Annotated in this window: 15 protein-coding genes and 1 tRNA gene; 6 read left to right on the forward strand and 10 right to left on the reverse strand. The window is 40.2% G+C overall.

All coding sequences use genetic code 11. The features are described from left to right. Window positions 1-537: 537 nt before the first annotated feature. On the forward strand, window positions 538-1,302 hold the full coding sequence (locus tag IM676_RS04905; RefSeq protein ID WP_200989183.1) for a lipase family protein: 765 nt from the start codon (window positions 538-540) through the stop codon (window positions 1,300-1,302). Window positions 1,303-1,428: 126 nt separating this feature from the next. Here IM676_RS04905 and IM676_RS04910 read toward each other — a convergent pair whose 3' ends face one another. Both IM676_RS04910 and IM676_RS04915 read right to left on the reverse strand, forming a co-directional pair. After that, entirely contained in the window at window positions 1,429-2,349 is a 921-nt protein-coding gene (locus IM676_RS04910; RefSeq protein WP_200989184.1) for a peptidoglycan recognition protein family protein, read from the reverse strand. Between the two features lie 187 nt (window positions 2,350-2,536). After that, complete coding sequence (locus tag IM676_RS04915) at window positions 2,537-3,328, reverse strand: IS5 family transposase (RefSeq protein ID WP_200989185.1); 792 nt, start codon at window positions 3,326-3,328, stop codon at window positions 2,537-2,539. Window positions 3,329-3,496: 168 nt separating this feature from the next. Between IM676_RS04915 and IM676_RS04920 the strand changes: the two genes are divergently transcribed. The 3 genes from IM676_RS04920 (at window position 3,497) to IM676_RS04930 (ending at window position 8,264) form a co-directional block, all read left to right on the forward strand. Beyond that, window positions 3,497-4,006, forward strand: coding sequence for a TniQ family protein (locus tag IM676_RS04920; protein WP_200989186.1), 510 nt, complete (start codon window positions 3,497-3,499; stop codon window positions 4,004-4,006). A 131-nt stretch (window positions 4,007-4,137) separates the two neighbouring features. After that, window positions 4,138-7,482: an HsdM family class I SAM-dependent methyltransferase gene (locus IM676_RS04925; protein ID WP_200989187.1), complete on the forward strand. Its 3,345-nt coding sequence runs from the start codon at window positions 4,138-4,140 to the stop codon at window positions 7,480-7,482. Then, the gene (locus IM676_RS04930; protein WP_200989188.1) at window positions 7,479-8,264 is read left to right on the forward strand and encodes a hypothetical protein; all 786 of its coding nucleotides are present in this window, start codon (window positions 7,479-7,481) and stop codon (window positions 8,262-8,264) included. Before IM676_RS04925 ends, IM676_RS04930 begins: the two co-directional genes overlap by 4 nt. A 220-nt stretch (window positions 8,265-8,484) precedes the next feature. Here IM676_RS04930 and IM676_RS04935 read toward each other — a convergent pair whose 3' ends face one another. Next, window positions 8,485-8,910 (reverse strand): MerR family transcriptional regulator, encoded by a 426-nt coding sequence (locus IM676_RS04935; RefSeq protein WP_200989189.1) that lies wholly within the window; start codon window positions 8,908-8,910, stop codon window positions 8,485-8,487. A 69-nt stretch (window positions 8,911-8,979) separates the two neighbouring features. On the opposite strand from IM676_RS04935, the gene IM676_RS19990 reads away from it, so the two are divergent. Next, window positions 8,980-9,108, forward strand: a complete 129-nt coding sequence (locus tag IM676_RS19990; protein ID WP_263973163.1) for a hypothetical protein — start codon at window positions 8,980-8,982, stop codon at window positions 9,106-9,108. Window positions 9,109-9,275: 167 nt separating this feature from the next. Here IM676_RS19990 and IM676_RS04940 read toward each other — a convergent pair. The 3 genes from IM676_RS04940 to IM676_RS04950 all read right to left on the reverse strand — a co-directional run bounded on the left by IM676_RS04940 (window position 9,276) and on the right by IM676_RS04950 (window position 11,536). Then, window positions 9,276-9,348: transfer RNA gene (locus IM676_RS04940), tRNA-Ala, on the reverse strand. 43 nt (window positions 9,349-9,391) lie between these two features. Next, window positions 9,392-10,144: an HAD family hydrolase gene (locus IM676_RS04945; protein WP_200989190.1), complete on the reverse strand. Its 753-nt coding sequence runs from the start codon at window positions 10,142-10,144 to the stop codon at window positions 9,392-9,394. 123 nt (window positions 10,145-10,267) lie between these two features. Continuing rightward, entirely contained in the window at window positions 10,268-11,536 is a 1,269-nt protein-coding gene (locus IM676_RS04950; protein WP_200989191.1) for a dihydrolipoamide acetyltransferase family protein, read from the reverse strand. A gap of 356 nt (window positions 11,537-11,892) precedes the next feature. Between IM676_RS04950 and IM676_RS04955 the strand changes: the two genes are divergently transcribed. Continuing rightward, window positions 11,893-12,405: a hypothetical protein gene (locus IM676_RS04955; protein ID WP_200989192.1), complete on the forward strand. Its 513-nt coding sequence runs from the start codon at window positions 11,893-11,895 to the stop codon at window positions 12,403-12,405. A gap of 58 nt (window positions 12,406-12,463) precedes the next feature. Here the strand turns inward: IM676_RS04955 and IM676_RS04960 are convergent, their stop codons facing one another. From IM676_RS04960 to psaK, 4 genes are all read right to left on the reverse strand, one after another. Continuing rightward, window positions 12,464-12,913, reverse strand: a complete 450-nt coding sequence (locus IM676_RS04960; RefSeq protein ID WP_200989193.1) for a YlqD family protein — start codon at window positions 12,911-12,913, stop codon at window positions 12,464-12,466. Between the two features lie 38 nt (window positions 12,914-12,951). Then, window positions 12,952-14,922 carry an AMP-dependent synthetase/ligase gene (locus tag IM676_RS04965; protein WP_404799822.1) on the reverse strand — a complete coding sequence of 657 codons (1,971 nt, stop codon included), beginning with the start codon at window positions 14,920-14,922 and terminating at the stop codon, window positions 12,952-12,954. A 1,501-nt stretch (window positions 14,923-16,423) separates the two neighbouring features. Further along, entirely contained in the window at window positions 16,424-18,589 is a 2,166-nt protein-coding gene (gene recQ / locus IM676_RS04975; protein ID WP_200989195.1) for a DNA helicase RecQ, read from the reverse strand. A gap of 102 nt (window positions 18,590-18,691) precedes the next feature. Further along, the gene (gene psaK, locus IM676_RS04980) at window positions 18,692-18,952 is read right to left on the reverse strand and encodes a photosystem I reaction center subunit PsaK (protein WP_200989196.1); all 261 of its coding nucleotides are present in this window, start codon (window positions 18,950-18,952) and stop codon (window positions 18,692-18,694) included. Window positions 18,953-19,004 lie beyond the last annotated feature (52 nt).

The raw sequence follows: 19,004 nt of genomic DNA on the forward strand, positions 1-19,004 counted from the left end.
ATACAGCGCATTTTATCTGAGTAGGTACAAGGGCCGCCAGGATACCCACCCCACAAGATTGATGATATTAAGGTGTGTACTTTATTTACTTGAAAAGTGCTGTATTTTGAGTAACTATACACTCTGTGAAACAGATAGTACCACTATTTGGTTACATTTAGCCTAAAAATATATGACATAAATTAATACCTATATTTCCCTAGTACTTATGGCAGGTGGTAATATTCCGGTATATTGTGCGATCGCTATCTATATATTCTGGTTCCCCTGTAGGATGTGTGCGATCGCATAGTGGGAGTAATTTTTAATATTCTATGGTAAATACATAATACAAGTAATTTGTCAACCATCCAAACCCAGAGAATTATTTTGTCAATTGGCATTTTCTGGGCTAAATAGGTGATAAGATGACAAAAGCCTGACATAATCAGGGTTTGAAAGTTAATAGTCAGGCGGCTATTAAATCAAGTGGTCAAATAATTGGGCAATATATATAAACACTTGCGGTAAACTTTGATTAAGTAAAACTACTAATCTATGGAAATTAATGATTCTAAAGCCCTGACAATGGCACTCGCTTCTCAAGAAATTTATAAAGACTTTGAGGTTATTTCTAATGGCTTTTTTACTAACTGGTCTTCACCTCCATATCTAATTAATATAGATACGACAGATACTCAATTGGCTATTTTGAATGATACCCATGAGACTACCATAGTCTTTCGTGGTAGTGAATCCCGCCTAGATTGGAAAACCAATTTAAATTTCCGCAAGCAGAGAAAAGAGTTTTTTCAACAAGTTATTGAAAAAGAAATTATTGCTGAAGATGAACAAATATATCCTTACTCTACAGGTAAAAAATCTGGGGCTTTAATTCATCGGGGCTTTGCTAATGCTTACCTATCTGTAAGATATCAAATTCATGATTATATTCAAACTAATCAGGTTTCTCGTCTGACTGTCACTGGTCATAGTTTAGGCGGTGCTTTAGCTACGCTCTGCGCTCTTGATCTGCAATATAATTTTAATTCCACACTCTCTGATATTGAAGTCTATACCTTTGGCGCACCGAAAGTAGGTAATAAGAATTTCTATCAGTCCTATAACAAACGTGTCCCCCAAACCCATCACTTTATCTACGGTCTTGATATCGTACCTTCTCTACCTCGTTGGTGGCAAGGTTATTTTTATGCTCCGCAAAGAATAAGATTAAGTTCTCGATGGAAATTAAACTTCTTATCTGCTCAGATTAAAGACCATTGTATTGCTAGCTATATTCGCTGGTTGGAAAAGTTACTTTAGAGAATGTTTGATAACTTTTCAACAGGTGATTTTTATCTTAGGGAACACCGGGCGAATTGGTGTATACATTATTAGACACACACCCAAGGCTTTATAGCCTTTTTTATTCAACCATCAATCAGAAATTTAATTTTGAGTCTGATAGGTGGGAATTAGCTCCCGATAGCTATGAAGTAACCGTAAAAATTGATTACTATCAAAACTAATGGGGTCGCTTCTCTCCCCAGAGCGGTCTACATAAGCATGGGTAGTGATGCGGTAGTCGGGAACCTGACTTTGAGCAATTAACCAGGCCAGAGAATTATATTGTAACTCTGTGTAACCACTATGAGACTGCAGAGAATTTTTCCCCCAAGCTTCCGGGGGTGTTTCTAAAGAAACATGATAAGCAAAATTATTCACGGAGGATGCTAAATTAGGATTAGTGGTCACAGTTTCTGCACCATTGGGACTCTCAAAAACCGAATTACCCGCGCCAAAAGCTCGTTTATTTGGGGGAACTAAATAAATAATTGTCCCATCCCGTTTAATTAGAGCGTGGTAACTAGCTTGTAGATTCTCATCTGTATGGGGGTTTTGAAAGAAGTTAACCGCACTAGAAGCAGAATTACCGGTTTCATGTAAGACAATCAGGGCTTGATTGTTCACAGGTACACCATTAACATCATGAGAATAGCGATCGCCATAGTTGCTGGGGTCTACTGGGGCGATTTCATAGTTGGGTCTATATTTGGTAAAAGCTGCTGTAGTTCTGTATCTACTAGAATTTTGCTTTTTGGTGACAGGAGGTGGGGGTAAATCTACGGTCGATTTTTCCTGTGATTGTTCCTGTGATTGTTCCTGTGATTTTTCCTCTAAGGTTTTTGACGATTGTAATTCTGCTTGTGGATATTCACCCCAGTCTGTAGTTACATCCGCTGTTGGTGGGTTAGAGTTGATTTTGTTACTTTCTGGTTGTGCGATTCTTCCCAGGGATAACACCATAATGAGTGTGGTGAATATCAGGGAAATCAGTAATACTCTCGTTGCCCAGTCTCTAAACCTCATTGTGATGGTATTGATGAAAAACTCAATTTAATCTTTCATCTCTTAATGTACAGTAGATTTTATATTTCGAGGACCTTTTAAAAGTCAAAGTTAGTCAATAATCAAGCCAGTCGTCTGAGTATGATAGGAATCATGGCAATATAGATAGAAGTCTCAGAGGATGTTTGGAAAGTATTAAACAACTCAATTAAGCGAGTCTTCTAAGCATTAACCGAATCATGGCGATTTGCACAAAGGTTTCATGGGTCTGGGGTAAAATTTCGTAGTCCTTACTCAATCGACGACACCAATTAAACCAACCAAAACTACGCTCGACAACCCAACGCTTTGGTAACAGAACAAAGCCTTTAGTATTAACCGGACGACGTATAACCTGCAAAACCCAGTGATACGTATCCATCACCCATCTCATAAAGCCTTCACCTTGATACCCAGCATCAACCCTCAGCACCAACCGATTCAAGCGATCGCTAATTCTGTTCTTGGCTTGGGCGAATAATTTTTTTGCGCCTGCTTGATCGGATTCATAAGCCGAGGTGACCACAACCATCAAAACCAATCCCAGGGTGTCAACTAAAAAATGCCGTTTACGTCCCTTAACCAGTTTCCCAGAATCAAAACCGACAGCTTGGGATACCATTGTTCCACTCTCTACAGACTGAGAATCCACAATTGCTGCACTTGGGTTTGGTTCATGGTCTTCGAGAACACGTACCCACTGTTGAAGTTTGTGGTTAATGCGTTCCCATGTACCATCCAGGCGCCATTTTCGGAAGTAATAGTATACCGTTTGCCATTTTGGGAAGTCATTTGGCAACATCCGCCATGGACAACCCGCACACAGAACATAAAATATGGCACTAATCACAGCGCGTAGGTCAACCCGACGGGGAGGACACCCCAAATTTATTGGGGGTATCAGCACTGATAGCAATTCCCACTGTTCATCGGTCAAGTCTGTTGGGTATGATTTAGACATGGCTCAAGTAACTCTGTCGCGTTTTTATCTACTGACAGAATATCGTTACTTGAGCTTTTCTTGACTTGACAAACATCCTCTCAGAGAGTCAGCTATTCGGGCGCTAAAGAAGGGATTACCAAAAATTGATTTGGAGACTTTAAAGGAAGTAGTTGCGGAGTATAAATAATGGAAGTTGGGGAAATTAACCCTTGGTTTTTTCAGGTAGAACCTTTGGAGGGGGAAAGCCTAAGTCACTTTTTGGGACGGTTCCGACGGGCTAATGAGTTAACGCCTACTGGGTTGGGGAAGGCTGCGGAGATTGCTGGTGCTGTTGCAAGGTGGGAAAAGTTTCGTTTTAATCCCCCACCTTCTCGGACACAATTGGAGGCGTTAGCTAAGGTCGTGGGGGTTAATGCTGATAGGTTAGAGCAGATGTTACCACCTGCTGGGGTGGGGATGAATCTTGAGCCGATTCGGTTATGTGCTGCTTGTTATGTGGAATCGCCTTGTCATAGGATTGAGTGGCAGTTTAAGGTAACACAAGGGTGTGATCGCCACAAATTAAGTTTGCTGTCAGAATGTCCCAACTGTGGAGCAAGGTTTAAAGTTCCGGCTTTGTGGGTTGATGCTTGGTGTAATCGGTGCTTTATGGCGTTTGGAGAGATGGTGAGGTGGCAAAAGTTTTGGGTTGTGTAAAGCAAGATTACCAATCCTTAATTCCCCGTTGCATATTTAATTACTATTTGTGATATCTTAGGTTAATCTCACATTATATCACTGATAATCTTTCAGTGATATAATGTGACTGCTATTTAAATTAATTAGATATGGTTGTAGGGCGGAACTCTGTTCGTGAACTTTTAGAAGCTGCTTACTCCAGTCTCAATTTTCAAGAGGGTGAGCTTCTTGCTACAGATACTTCTCCTACTAACTTGACGCTAGAACAATGGATTGAAAAAGGAGATTGGTTATCTTTAGGTAAGCAAGTTGGTGCAGAAAAGATTTTTTTCGTCAACAGCAATCCTGTAATTGTTTTTGCTGGTGTAGAGGAAACTGAGGATGATGAGGTTTTGCGTCGGGTTTTTAACAAAATTTGGTGTATGGCAAGACCTCAATATTTATTTTTAGCAAAACAAGGTGAACTTGCCGTTTATGATTTAACTAAGCCTCCATCTAAAACTATTAAAGAATGGCAAGATAAAGAATCACTAGCTGTTGCTAGGACTACAGCAGAAGTCGCATCAAAATTATACCAATATAGGCGTGAGCAAATTGAATCTGGAAGACTTTTTGAAGACCAGCGTTTTGGCAAAGATAACCAACGCGCTGATCAATCTTTAATACAGGATCTTAAGACAGTCCGTTTTGCCCTTATGGATGAAGGGCTGAAAGGAGATAAATTAAAATATGCTCATTCTCTGATTGGTAGATCAATTTTCATTAGGTATCTGGAAGATAGAGGAATACTTTCACGGGAATATTTCGAGGAAATAGCACAAGAAAATTCTCAATGGCAAACTCTACTAAATACCCCAGATTCTCCATTTAATCTTGAACCTGAAGCTAAACAGTTTTATATCAAAATACTAGGAAGCAAAGATTTTACTTATGCTGTTTTTGAAAGACTTTCTAGTGATTTCAATGGCGATATGTTTCCATCAGACACTCAAGAAAAACAGGAAATCACAGCAGATCATCTCAAACTTTTGCAAAGTTTCTTAATGGGAGATGTCTCTTCACAAAAAAAATTATTCTTCTGGGCTTATAAATTTCAAATTATACCTATCTCTCTCATCAGTAGTATTTATGAAGAATTCTATCATCAAGGAAAAGAAGAATCGGACGATTTTGGTACACACTACACTCCTAGTTCTTTAGTAGAATATCTTCTTTCAAAAGTTCTTACTTCAGAACGTTTAAATACAAATCCTCGTGTTATTGATCCGTGTTGTGGTTCAGGAATATTTTTAGTTGAATCCTTTAGACGCATAATTCGCCATCATGTTTACAAAAGTAATGGTCGTCGATTAAGTGCGGACAGAATGAGGGATATTTTACGCGATCAAATAGCTGGAATTGAAATTAACGAAGAAGCCATACGCATAACCTCATTCAGCTTATATTTGGCTCTTCTTCATTACCAGGAAGCTCCAGATATACTTGAACAAATCAAAAATGGAAAACATCTACCGAATCTTATTTACCAAGATGGTTGGAGTGATGATAAACAACATTTTAATAATTTGCTTAGAGCAAATACTTTTGATATTGCTTCAGCAATAAAAAACAATAATGAAATATTTGAAAGGTTTAATAGTAATTGTGCTGATGTAGTAGTTGGTAATCCTCCTTGGGGTTCAAGTACAATTGGATGGAACACAATAGCTAAATGGTGTAAAACCCATAAATATCCCGTGGGAGATAAGGAACGCTCCCAAGCTTTTATTTGGAGAGTGCTTGACTTACTTCGTGATAATGCTTCTGCATCTCTTTTAGTATCTACAGGTGTTTTCTTAAAGACACAGACAACCAGTAAAGCATTTAGGAGAGAGTGGCTTAGTAAAGTTGAGATCAAAGAAGTTATTAACTTTGCTCATGTCAGAGATGTTTTTTTTCGCCGATCTACAGAACCTAATAAAAAACATAAAAAATCTGCGAATTCTAGTCCTACCAAGTCCAAAAAATCTGCAATTGCTCCTTTCGCCTCAGTTTTATTTTGTAAGAAAAGTGACGCACATACTCCGAAAAACTATGTTGTATACTGGTCAGCAAAAAAAACTGCAATGGTAAAAGAACTTCAAGCAGTGATTTTGAGTGTTGTTGACCGTCATGTAGTAAGACAAGCAGACTTTTTAAGTAATGAAACTCTATGGAAAATTTACTGGTGGGGAAGTCATAGGGACGTATCGCTGATATCAGCAATTAAAAATTTATACACTCCTCTTAGATTTTTACATGATTCAGATAATAGTGGACAGGGTTTTACTAAAAGCATTAAAGAGACTAAACCATCAGACTGGTTACTTAAATATAAAGAATTACCAGTAAAATATTTTAACAGATATGGAACTCTTGAAACTCAGCAGCTTATAAAACCGCCTCTAGCAGTTAAGCGAAAAGGGAAACCTACTTTCTATCAAGGAGATAGATTACTTATAAAGCGGGGTATTAATCAATCTTCTGATATGAAAGGGCAAATTATAGCTCGTATGGAATCAGCTAGATTTTGCTTCAGTAACTCAATTAACTGTATTAAATTACTTGAGCCACAAAGTTGGAAATATAAAGTGATTTTAGGTATTTTGTGGTCTTCCTTACCACGTTACTACTTTTTTCTGACTTGCAGTGAATGGGGTATATGGCATTACGAAATCTATAAGGATGAATATCTAAACCTTCCAATCGCTTTACCTACAGATAAAAGTTTACGTGAAAGAATTATTCAGATTGTTGAAGAACTGCAAACTTGGAATCCAGTTCAAATAGATGAATTTGTTCTTGGAGAAAATGCTCAAGAAAAGTTGCAAAATCAATTGATGGATTTGGAGTTTAGATTAGATGAAGCAATATTTGATTTATATGATTTGAATATCTCAGAACGTGATTTGATTAGAGATATGTGTGACGTAGGAATAGATTTTTTCTACAAACACAGTGATAGTCAAGCTGTACAATCGTTAGAAATAACATCTCTTCCAAAATTACAAGGAACTATTGCTGATATTTCCAAGATACGTAGTAATCAAAATTATATTCAAGCGTACATTTACACTTTTCTCAACATTTGGAATCGTGAACTAGAACCTGATGGAGAATTCAATTGGAAAGTTATTTCTGCTGAAGAAAATTCAAGTATGTTAGCTGTTGTATTTTCAACTCAGGAGAAAAATATTTCTCTACCATATATTTCTAATTCCAGTAAAGATGAATGGAAAGAAATATTAGCAAGTATTTGTAAAGATAATAATGGTCTCTTATCTCCTTATAACAGCCATCAAATTTATATTGATGGTATGGTTCGTGTAGTTACTGATACTCAAATTATTATCATTAAGCGTAATGAAATAAGATTGTGGACTCGTAGTATGGCTCGTGAAGATGCTGAAGCTACCTTGCTACAAGCAATTCACTTACAAGAAACTATTCAAGGTGATGGGGGTGAGGTATTATGATTCGTATTAGTAGACAAAGAGAAGATATATGGACTAGACATGAAAAAAGAGTATTGGAAATATTTAAACTAGCTTTAAAAATGCTCCGTGAAGAATCTTCACTTCCAGATAATGAGAATGAAATAAATCGGAAATTATGTTTTCTTGTACGTCGCGCAAACCGGGATTTACTAGATAGAAATCAAGGTATTGAGTCACCTATTACCTATGAGTCAAATAACCAACCAGATGCGGATGATGTAACACGAAGCTCACGAGAAAATAAACGTCCAGACTTTCAATGGGGTGTATGTGACCGTAACGAGGTTGATCCTGATAGGATGGAAAAATTTTATATCATTGAATCTAAACGACTAGGTTCTCCATCAAGCAATACATGGATACTTAACAAAAACTATGTGATTAATGGTATTAAGCGTTTTGTTGATCCTGATTGGGGCTATGGTAAATCATCAACTTCAGGTGCAATGATTGGCTACATTCAAGATATGGAATTGCAAACTATTTTGGATGAAGTTAATACTAATGCTGCATCTGAGTTATTACCTAATATTAGTATATCTTCTGATGGTGAACAACCAGATATTACAAGACTAGACCAAAGATTACAGCGTGAAGAGATTCAACCTACGCAATTTGATTTGAGACATCTTTGGGTTGATTTAAAGCACCATTATCAAGATAAAGATAAAACAAACCAAGAAATAGAAGAGGTTAGTAAACCCAAGGAAACTAATAAGAAATCTAGAAATACTAAGAAAAGTAAAGCTGGAGAGCCTTGATTATTCAATATTTGAGCTTTTTGCAAAAATAAACAGATATTAAAGTTAGTTTGCTCCAGCGAAATTAATTGTTATTAACTAAATATACAGCAATTCCCGGTGTAATGAGGTACACTTGATTTTAAGACAGAAGGTAAAATTCAAGAAACAAAAAAATTAGACTGTACCTCATAACAAAGGAATCTGCTGTAATTTTTCCCCTCATCAAGAGATGCGATCGCTACTTTGGTAACTTGCTTGCTAACCCCTGATAAATAACATCTAACCACACCGGAATCACAGCCTTCCCTTCATCCAGAGATGCGATCGCCATTTTCCGATCAAATTCTACCAAGGAAAGCGAATCATCCTGTGATAACAACAACATAAACCGTTTACCCCTACCAGAAATAAACAACTCCGGTTCTTGTTCCTTCAGTTGTTTGAGAACTTGACAAGCAATATCAAAACTAATACCCGTAGACAGCCAATATATTATCGCTGCCAACTCTACCAAATTCGACCTTGAATAATAAATACTGCGTCCCGTACCCGTATCACTAATTACAGGTACAACAATCCCCTTCTCTCGCCAATACTGAATCTGGCGAAGGGTACAACCTGTCAATTGAGCCGCTTCCTTAGTTGTGAAAAAAGTTTCTTGCATAAAACACTACTGTACAGAAAGGGGCTATAGTACACATATGGTATTATTAGACAAATATATTTAAAGGGTATGAGCCTTACCATTCAGTGTCGTTTAGTAGCCAGTGAAACTACCCGTCAGCAGCTATGGCAACTGATGGCACAGAAAAACACGCCAGAAATTATTGCGATCGCACACAATATTATATGTGTATGGTAAGATAATAAGCTGATTAGAAATTTAAGGACAATTAATTTGTCAACACCAGTTTAAAAACAAAAATAAGTCAAAGTGACAATTAATTTGTCAACGCAGACAGTAATTTGGCAATACGGACACTAATTTGTCAACGCGGACAATTAATTTGGCAAACGACAGTACAACAATGGAGAATAGGAGACTCGAACCCCTGACCTCTGCGGTGCGATCGCAGCACTCTACCAACTGAGCTAATTCCCCAAGGGAGTGGAGAGTAAAAGACCCTCACATACATATCATAATTTTAGCATCCAGGGGCGGTAAGTTTGATATCTTTTTGTAAAAAAACTTCCTGGACTCGTTCTAATTCTAAATCATACAAATAATCTACAGTCCAGTTACAGCGACGCTGGAGCATATGGAATGGGTAGTTATGAGCCACCCCAAGTACTTGTATGTGGGCTTGTTTAGCCGCTGCGACACCCACGGGAGTGCCTTCAATTGCTAGACATTCAGCGGGTTGGAGATGGAAGTCAGGGTATAATTGATTGAGACGTTCCACAGCCAGCAGATAAGCATCGGGTTGAGACTGGGTGGCGCTCAGGTCATCATCGGCGATAATCACAGAGAAATACTCCGACAGCAAAGCGCGTTCTAATACTAGTTCTATTTCCTGGCGAATTGCACCACTGATTAAGGCCAGCTTGACAGTTTGTCCATCATCAGGGGAAATACTGAGCGATCGCACCTGGTTAATAAAATTTAGCACACCTGGATATAAAGGCAGTTCGGGGATGTTTTCCAGTTGCTGGACATAGGCTTGGGCTTTCTGGTGTAGGAGTTTGTTGAGATACTCCTGACTAACCACCCTACCACGGGAACTGAGCAACTCTTGTAAATAAGTGCGATCGCTCCTGCGGTATAAAGCCTGACCCTCCCCCAGCTTCTGGGGTTGGAGATTTTCTTGGATGAGAATTTCATCTATTAATTGTGAGTGAATCTGCTCATGATTAATAATCACACTTTTAAAATCAAATAAAACTGCCTTTAAACTCATGTTGTTATGCCAAGCCCTGGAGATGCAAAGTCCGCCCCATCATTATTATCTATTGTGCTGTCTTTTGGTGTGGCTACTTGATGGCGGAGTTGCCACCAAGCAACGCCCAAAAATGAGATAATCTTACATAGTCAGAGACTGGGGATTAGTGGAAATTAATTTAGCCAAATCCTGTAAGAAAGCCGCCGCATGAGCACCGTAAATAATCCGGTGGTCACAGGTAATATTAACTTGCATCTGTTGACGCACAGCAAAGGAACCATCCCCTAGAGCTACCATTTGGGGACGGGATGCACCAATGGCTAAGATAGAACCTTGTCCGGGTGGTAAGATCGCATCAAAAGTGTCTACCCCAAACATCCCTAAGTTAGAGAGGGTAAATGTGCCGCTGTTGTATTCTTCGGGTTGTAGTTGTTTAGCTCTCGCACGTTCTACTAAAGATTTCCAGGAGCGGGAAAGGGAATAAATATCTACCATGTCTGCATTTTGCAATACTGGTGTGATTAATCCACCATCATCCATAGCCACGGCTACAGAGATGTTAATATCAGGATGATAAACAATTCCTTGGTCTGAATAGCTGGCATTTAATAAGGGATGTTTTTGTAATGTCACCGCTACCGCTTTAGCCAGTAGGGCTGTCATGGTAACGCCCTTGGATTTAATTTGTTTGTAAAGTTGATCTAAGCCATCGGTGGTAATGGTGTAACCCACACGGAAAACTGGTACAGTCAGAGTGGCTACCATGTTCCTAACTACAGCATTTTGGAAGGTAGTTAAAGGTACTGTTTGACCAGGAACTATGGGCGCTGGCGCTGGCGCTGGTGCTGGCGCTGGGGTGAAGGTGGGTACTGGTGCGGGTGTGGGTGCTGGTGGTTTACCTTGATTGACGGCTGATTGTACATCTTCGGCGACGATGCGACCGTAGGGGCCACTACCTTTGAGGGTGGTCAAATCAACCTTGAGTTCTTGGGCTAATTTGCGGGCGCGGGGTGAAACTACTACTCTTCCTTCGCGGTGGTTAGAGCCATTTTGAGTAGCTAGGGCAGAAGATATACCAGCGGGGGCTGTAGTGGCGACTGGTTCGGGTGTGGGGGTGGGGGTAACTGAGCCTGAGTTAGCCAAGGTTGTGGCGGTGGCGATTTCGGCTTCTGTTTCTGCTATGTAGGCGATCGCAGATCCTACCGGTGCACTTTCACCGGCTGGTACAATGATGTGGGCTAGATATCCGTCATAGAATGTTTCCACATCCATATCTGCCTTATCTGACTCCACCACCACCACGGTTTCCCCTTTTTCCACTTTATCCCCCGGCGATTTTACCCAGGAAACGATTTTCCCCTCAGTCATGGTAGAACTCAGGGCCGGCATAAATACTTCGTGAATGCTCATATGGTGGTATCAGAATCGATGGTTTATGGACTTTAGCAGCTTTTGCCAGATTAAATTGTATCTTGGCTGGTTAAGTTTTACAGTGGTTTTTTTCTTTTCCCTGGTAACAGATAGGTGGGCTAGGTTCCTGATTTTGCTATCTATTCACCAATTCACCCCGGAACCTGATGATCAGATTAGAGTCTATGGTACATAACAACTATCAATTTTTGCCCATGTTTTCATCATCTGCCAAATTTTTCTCTAACTTAATAAGTTAGTCATAAATGTTACTGTTTTTCACACCACTTACTCAGGTTGCAGCTGCTTTTGCTATTTAACTGTAAGTGGTTCAGTCCAATTTCTTGTTTACTGTTATGTTGTTTAACAAGTGGAATGTTGTTTTAGTTTTGTTGATCAATATCTTGGCTACTGCTTGCGCCGGGATGGATATGACCCAGGAACGAGAATCACCAACAGTGGGAGACAATAGACCGGTTATACACCAGGAAGTTGCCAATGTGCAAAATACCGAAGATATTTTATTATCTCCAGAGCGTTATCAATATGAAAGCATACCACTAAAAGATGTGAATGCCATTCTTCAAGGTAGTGATCCTGTGACTTTAGCCTTGAACGTCTTGGGGGATAAATCATTAGCTACAGGTAAGCAGGAAGTAGCAGTATGGTATCCCCAACCCCGGCAAGCTTTAGTCAAAATTACACAAACCCATCCAAACGATTATACCATTAAAACAATTAATTATCGAGTGGAAATGACTACTTTTGGGCGATCGCTGTTAAATAACTCCCCACCGATTTGGCAAGTTGTTTGGGCTGGGTCAAAAATCGAATGTAGGCCTGAGTTAATTCAAAGTTGTGAATTTTGACCGGGGACTGTGAAGCCCCACCTAAGACGGGATAAGTGGGGAATGAGTAGCACCAGTGTTAAATGTCGCCGCGAATCTCTTGGATAACGCCATCCCGCAGGACAATTTCTACTTGCATTTTCCGAATCAAGTTATCACCCTTTTCAACCCGGAAAAAGCCTTCCATTTGGAATTGATTTACTTCTTGCTCCAACTCTAGAAATTGTAATTGCTGGAGATTTTGTAGTAATTGATTTTTTTGCTCAAGTAGTTCAGTTTTCTTTTGATTAACTTGACTGTGGATATTATCAATTTGCTGTAGGGTTTGGGGACTAGGAGGCTGTACAGCCTGTTTTTGAATAGACACAATGGCCCGTTGTCCTTCCAGATCGATCTGTTGCAGTTGTTGGTCACTTTGATTAATCTGTTGCTGTAGTTGCTGTTGTACTTCCTCTTTCCAGAGGGGGGTAACAATGGCTTTAACATTCACAACGCGCTTGAGTAACAAATTGGGGTTGGAGACATCCATAAATTCACGTTCACTCTATAAGTTAGCAGACAAAACGCTCATCGGGTATACATACCGTCAATAATATCTTGATACCGTTCCATGACTACGTGTCGGCGGATTTTCAGGGTTTGTGTCATCAAGCCATTTTCCAGAGAAAAAGGTTCAAGAATCAACCTGAAGGGGCCAATGCGGTCATCGGGGCGATAACCAGGACGGTTTTGTACTTCCCGATTCAATTCTTGCCGAAACAAGTCCTGGATTATTTTACTCTCCAGATCAAGAGATGTCCTCATTTGGGAGGAGTTTTCTTCTGGTACAATCTGTTGCAGATTTTGACTTTCTGCCCATTTTTCCAGGGCTTCGATGTTGGGGACGATTAAAGCGCCGATACTGCGCTGGTCTTGTCCCACGAGCATAATTTGATCAATGTAGGGCGATCGCAAGCAAGCATCTTCAATAGGTTGTGGTTCGATGTTTTCACCATTGCTCAGAACAATTGTATCTTTAGCCCTCCCGGTGAGGACTAAATCATTATCTGGTGTCACCCAACCCAAGTCACCGCTATTAAACCATCCTTGACCATCAATGACTTTAGCTGTGGCTTCGGGGTTTTGGTAATAGCCTTGCATAACCTGGGGACCCTTCAAGAGTACCAAACCTTTTTTTCCCGGGGGTAACAAGTCTTTGCTTTCCGGTTCAACAATTTTAACTTGTGTACCGGCGATAGGTTGTCCAGATGAACCGCGCACATTATGCCAAGGGCGGCGGGCGTTAGTCACAGGAGAGGTTTCTGTTAAGCCGTAACCCTGCAAAATTTCCAGACCAATGATTTCAAAAAAGTTATCTATATGCTTGGGTAGCGCCCCACCGCCGCTAACTACTTGCTTAATGCGTCCCCCGGTAGCTTGGCGGACTTTGGCATAAACTAGGCGTTCTCCCAGGGTATGAAGGGGTAACAAAGCTAATGCTAGTATCTTAGAGGTGATTTTCTCTAAGCTTGAGGCATGAAGATGATTTAAACTCAATCCGGCGGCGATGCGTTTGTTTTCGATATAGGTTTCACTAGCTGCTAGTAAAAACTTGATCAGGCGTTGCTTTTTGGCTGGTTGTTCCCGAAACTGCTTTTGTACTCCCTCATAAATGGATTCCCACAGACGGGGGACTGCGATCATGTAATGAGGTTTAAATTCTTTCAAGTCCTGTTTGAAAGAACGCAAGTTAGTATAAACTTGTGTACAGCCTTGAGATAGTAAGAAATACTCACCACTGCGCTCATAACTGTGCCAAGAGGGGAGGATACTTAAGACGATTTCTCCCGGTTGTGGTTGTACTATTGTACCCAGGGTTTTGACTTGGTGTAACAAGTTGCTATGAGAGAGCATCACACCTTTGGGTTTACCGGTAGTTCCGGAGGTATAAATCAAAGTCGCTAGGGTATCTCCTGTGACCTGAACTGGTGTAAGGGGATGGTTAGCACCAATTTCTAAGACCTCGGAGAAGTTCAACACCTTGGGGGTAGCTTCTGGTGGTGTTTCATCTGAGATTAAAATTATTAGTTGAATGGGTAGGTCATTCAGTCCGTCCCCCAGTTTATTGAGTGTGTCTAAGTCCTGTACTACTAGGGCGGTGCTGCCACTGTTGGCGATAATAAAGAGTAGTTCTGAGCGTTCGGCTTGGGAACTACGGACTGCATTGACTGCGCCGGCGGTGATTATCCCTTGATCCGCAACAAACCACCTGGGACTATTATCGGCTATTAAGGAAATGCGATCGCCTGCTGTGACTCCTAAGCTTTGTAACCCAGCTGCAAATTTTTGAATTTGCTCCCCTAACTGGCTATAGGTAATTACTACTTCTGGTGTACTGTGGGGATTGTGTAGGGCAACTATATCACCAAATCGTTTGGCTGCCAATGACCAAATTTCTGGTAGTGAAACCACGTTGCTGTAATCGACTAAACGCTGTAGTTCTTGGCTTTCTCGCTTAGTCAGCTTTGATAAGTAAGACGGTGCAGTGGTGTTATTCACAACACATATCCTCTATTGATTTAGTAAAGGCCGGATTTTATAGATCATTCTGACATGAGCTGATACTACTAGACAGATCAGCCATTGAGGACGAGGTGGCAATACATAGAGTCCGGGCTATTTCAGCATTTTAACGGTTGTATTGATAATACCCTATGTTAAACTAAGTTTATATAAACTAAAGACAATAGATAGACTAGAGAATCCATTGCTTTAGTTATCTTGAGTGCTAAAAGCCCAGAGACCTATTTTTTGATGGGGGTGACTACCTATAAATTTTATGGATGTTTTATTGCTAACTCTCCTCAATGCTGCTGTTTGTGTAGCACTGCCTAAATTAGCCTGGAAAATTCTGACCCTCAGAGTTACTCTAACATTACCCCAGGGTTCTACATCAGCAAAACCCAAAAGTGAAATGACTACTTTTCCCTACTGTACCAGTGACATGTTAACAGGTAGAGCCGTTTGTAGGTTTAGACCTCAATTCTGTGCCAAATGTTTCCCATATTGATCTCCAATACCCATCTCTGCATAAATCTTGCTCAATTTTTCACAGAGGACGTTGGTAGATAAGACCATATCTGCTGTTTTAAACTTACCCAAATTCACCTATATCTAGAGTTAGCTGGACAAGGGAACTACACCCCCATAATTAGAAATTAGGAGAAATTAGGCGCACTGTGGGCGTTTTTTTGTAGGATGAGCAAGCTTTGGCGAATCTATGGACTGTCAAAAAATTAACCAGCTAAAGACTTCTTGAACAGTGATATTTAAATGAACCCCGATGAGAACTGGTAAGCGATCGCTATTAGCTCTCTCAATTAAATGCCAAATTTAGCTTATCTATTCTGGAATCATCCTGATTTGCAATGTCGGTGCGTTCTGCTTTAGCCGCAGCGCTGGTGTGATCGCCTGTGCCAGTTGCGTAAGTCCTGTCCTATTAGAATTAGATTTTAGGTGATTAGCTCCTTTATTCTTGCACAAACCTAAATATTAAATAATTGTTTTAGTTAGTCCTGGTACTTCCTTCATTATTTAGGTAATTCTGTGATATTATACACTTTTTGATGTCCCTTGAACCATAGATAAACTGATAGTTACTATATAGGGTATTCAATATATTTATCTGACTTATAGAAGAGGTAATAAAAAACAGATTATATATATAAATATTCAGCAGCTTTTGCGTCAAACTAATAGATAGTAAAAAACAAATTTTTGCAGCGAGGATAATATATGAATTTCATGGATGGTCTATTGCTAACACTGCTAAATACTATCATCTGTATTACCCTCCCCGCCTTTGTCTGTGTAATCACTAATAAAGGACAAAACCAAAAAGTATCAAAGCCTGTAATTATGTCGCCAAAGTGTAGCGGTAAAATTTCTAGTGCTATTGATGCAGCTTAAGATAAAATTAATAGAAGATAGATACGCGATTTCTCCTATGAATCGCGTATTTAAGTTAATTACAGCACTGAAAGGAACACAACCCCAAGGATTACTGAGGATTTTTCCGGCGCCATTTTTCCCTGACTAGGCGAATTTCATCAAAAGTATAGTTTTCTCCTAATTGTTGTTTAATGGGAGTGAGAGAAACATCACCCAAAATCTCTAAAACTTGCCAAATTTTTTTTTGATGCTCTAGGGGGACTAACTGATTTAAATCTACAGGCTGATTTTTAGCCATTAACTGAGAAAGGTGGGTAAAAATTGTGGAGGGGGTAAGATTGCGCTGGTGGGCAATTTCAGCTACACTCAAACCTTGTTGGTGTAATCTTAATGTGGTTAACTCGGTATCATTGGGTAAATTCTTAATAGCTAGTGTACCTGGAGAATCATGTTTTGTGGGTGATATACCTTGTTCTCGACGGTAGGCGGTGATTTCTGCGAGGAATTTTTCACCATACTGAGCGAGTTTGTGACTACCTACCCCAGAAAGTTTACCAAATTCTGTTAAGGATTGGGGTTGTACCTGGGCCATTAACCTGAGGGTAGAATCTTGAAAGACAACGTAGGGCGCTACAGACTGTTCATCAGCTAGTTGCTTGCGCAGCGATCGCAAGCGTTGTAATAATAATTCTGTTTGGGCTGTTTTGTCACCCTCTGAGACGGGAGATATTTTTTGCGCCACAGGAACAGCAATCAAAACTTGGCGTTGTCGCTTCATCACCTCCCAACTCAAAGCATTCAGCTTTAAAACCGAGTAACCATCATTGGTTTGTTGTAACAACCCTTGATGTAACAGAGAACGCCCTAAAATGCGCCATTCATCTACAGTTTTATCTTTCCCAATCCCGTAGGTAGAAAGTTTTTCGTGTTGATTTTGGCTAATTTTTTTACTTTTACTTCCCCGCAGCACATCAATAATGTGTAGCATTCCAAATCTTTCTTGACAACGGGCCACACAAGATAAAAACTTCATGGCTTCAATTGTCCAGTCTTGTAGAGGTTTGGGATAACGACAGTTATCACAGTTACCGCAATTACCAGGAAAACGTTCGCCAAAATAACCTAGTTGAATTGTGCGGCGACAGTCTGTACCTTCAGCATAATCAATTACCTGGCGTAGCTGTTGTTTGGCAATTAATTGTTCTTGAGGGTCAGTTTTTTGCTCAATACTCCATTCAATGGTTTTAATATCACCAAAACTAAAGAACATGGTACAACGTGAGGGTTCACCATCTCTACCCGCCCGCCCAGATTCTTGATAATAACTTTCTAAATTACGTGGTAAATCAGAGTGAATGACTAACCGCACATCAGGTTTATTAATTCCCATCCCAAAGGCGATAGTAGCAACGATGACACGCACATCATCTCGAATAAATCGAGTTTGATTCTTACTGCGTTCTTCATCAGTTAAACCAGCATGATAGGGTAAAGCGGTAATTTGATCATGTTGCAGTTTAAATGTGAGTTCATCAACTTTTTTCCGGGTGAGACAATAGATAATCACTGAACCGTCAGTTTCCCGAATCATTTCTAAGATTTCGGCGTATACACTGCTAGATTTAGGCCGCACTTCGTAATAAAGATTTTGCCTGTTAAAGCCAGCTAAGTGAATCTTCGGTTGCTTTAGTTCTAATTGTTGAATGATATCACTACGGACGCGGTCTGTGGCTGTTGCGGTGAGGGCGATGGTGGGAACATCTGGGTAGCGGTGACGTAGGGATTTTAACTGGCGATATTCTGGGCGAAAGTCGTGTCCCCATTCGGATACACAATGGGCTTCGTCAATGGCGAAGGTAGAAATACCAATTTGGTGATGTACTAAGTCTAAAAATGGCAGAAATCTTGAGCTTAATAAACGTTCTGGGGCTACATAGAGTAGTTTAACTTTACCATTACGGATGGCTTCCTCACGCGATCGCACTTTGTAGGGATTGAGGCTACTATTGAGGAATGTGGCGGCAATATTATTATTTCTCAGTGTTTCTACTTGGTCTTGCATGAGAGCGATTAACGGCGAAACCACTACCGTTAAGCCCTTTTTTATCAAGGCTGGTAACTGAAAGCACAGAGATTTACCCCCACCTGTGGGCATTACTACCAATAAATCCCGATTTTGCAGCGCATCTTCAATAATTTGTCGTTGTCCGGGGCGAAAATTATCGTAACCAAAGTGGTATTTTAACGCCTGTTCGAGGTGGGGGTACTGAAGCATAACGATGGATTTACGTGCTAAGACTTGAAAATTTTAACTTAAATCCCCGGTAAGCAAAAAGTTAGAGAAGTGAAGTTTTAGCTTCACTTCTGTGGGTTTTAGCTAAATTCTGCCGATGTTATGCAGTCCTAAAATTATACCTACTCCTAAAAGATGACCAAAGGCTGTAGTTGCTAGTACCGCGGGTAAACCAAAACCGCCGAATAAATTGGGTGCGGGGAGAGATGGCCCAACGCTGGGGTACTTGATGGTGAATTTTCCCAAGGCAACGGCGATAATGTTGGCTACAATCATAATACCTGCAACGGTGGGACTCCATTCTAGGGGTGTAGTTACAGCAGCGATTAAGGTGGAAGGTAACACCGGATTTAGCTCCTAAAATTCTAATGGCTAGAAATATAATTGAAATATTTCC

Source organism: Anabaenopsis elenkinii CCIBt3563, assembly GCF_015245355.1.
Classification (GTDB): Bacteria; Cyanobacteriota; Cyanobacteriia; order Cyanobacteriales; family Nostocaceae; genus Anabaenopsis; species Anabaenopsis elenkinii.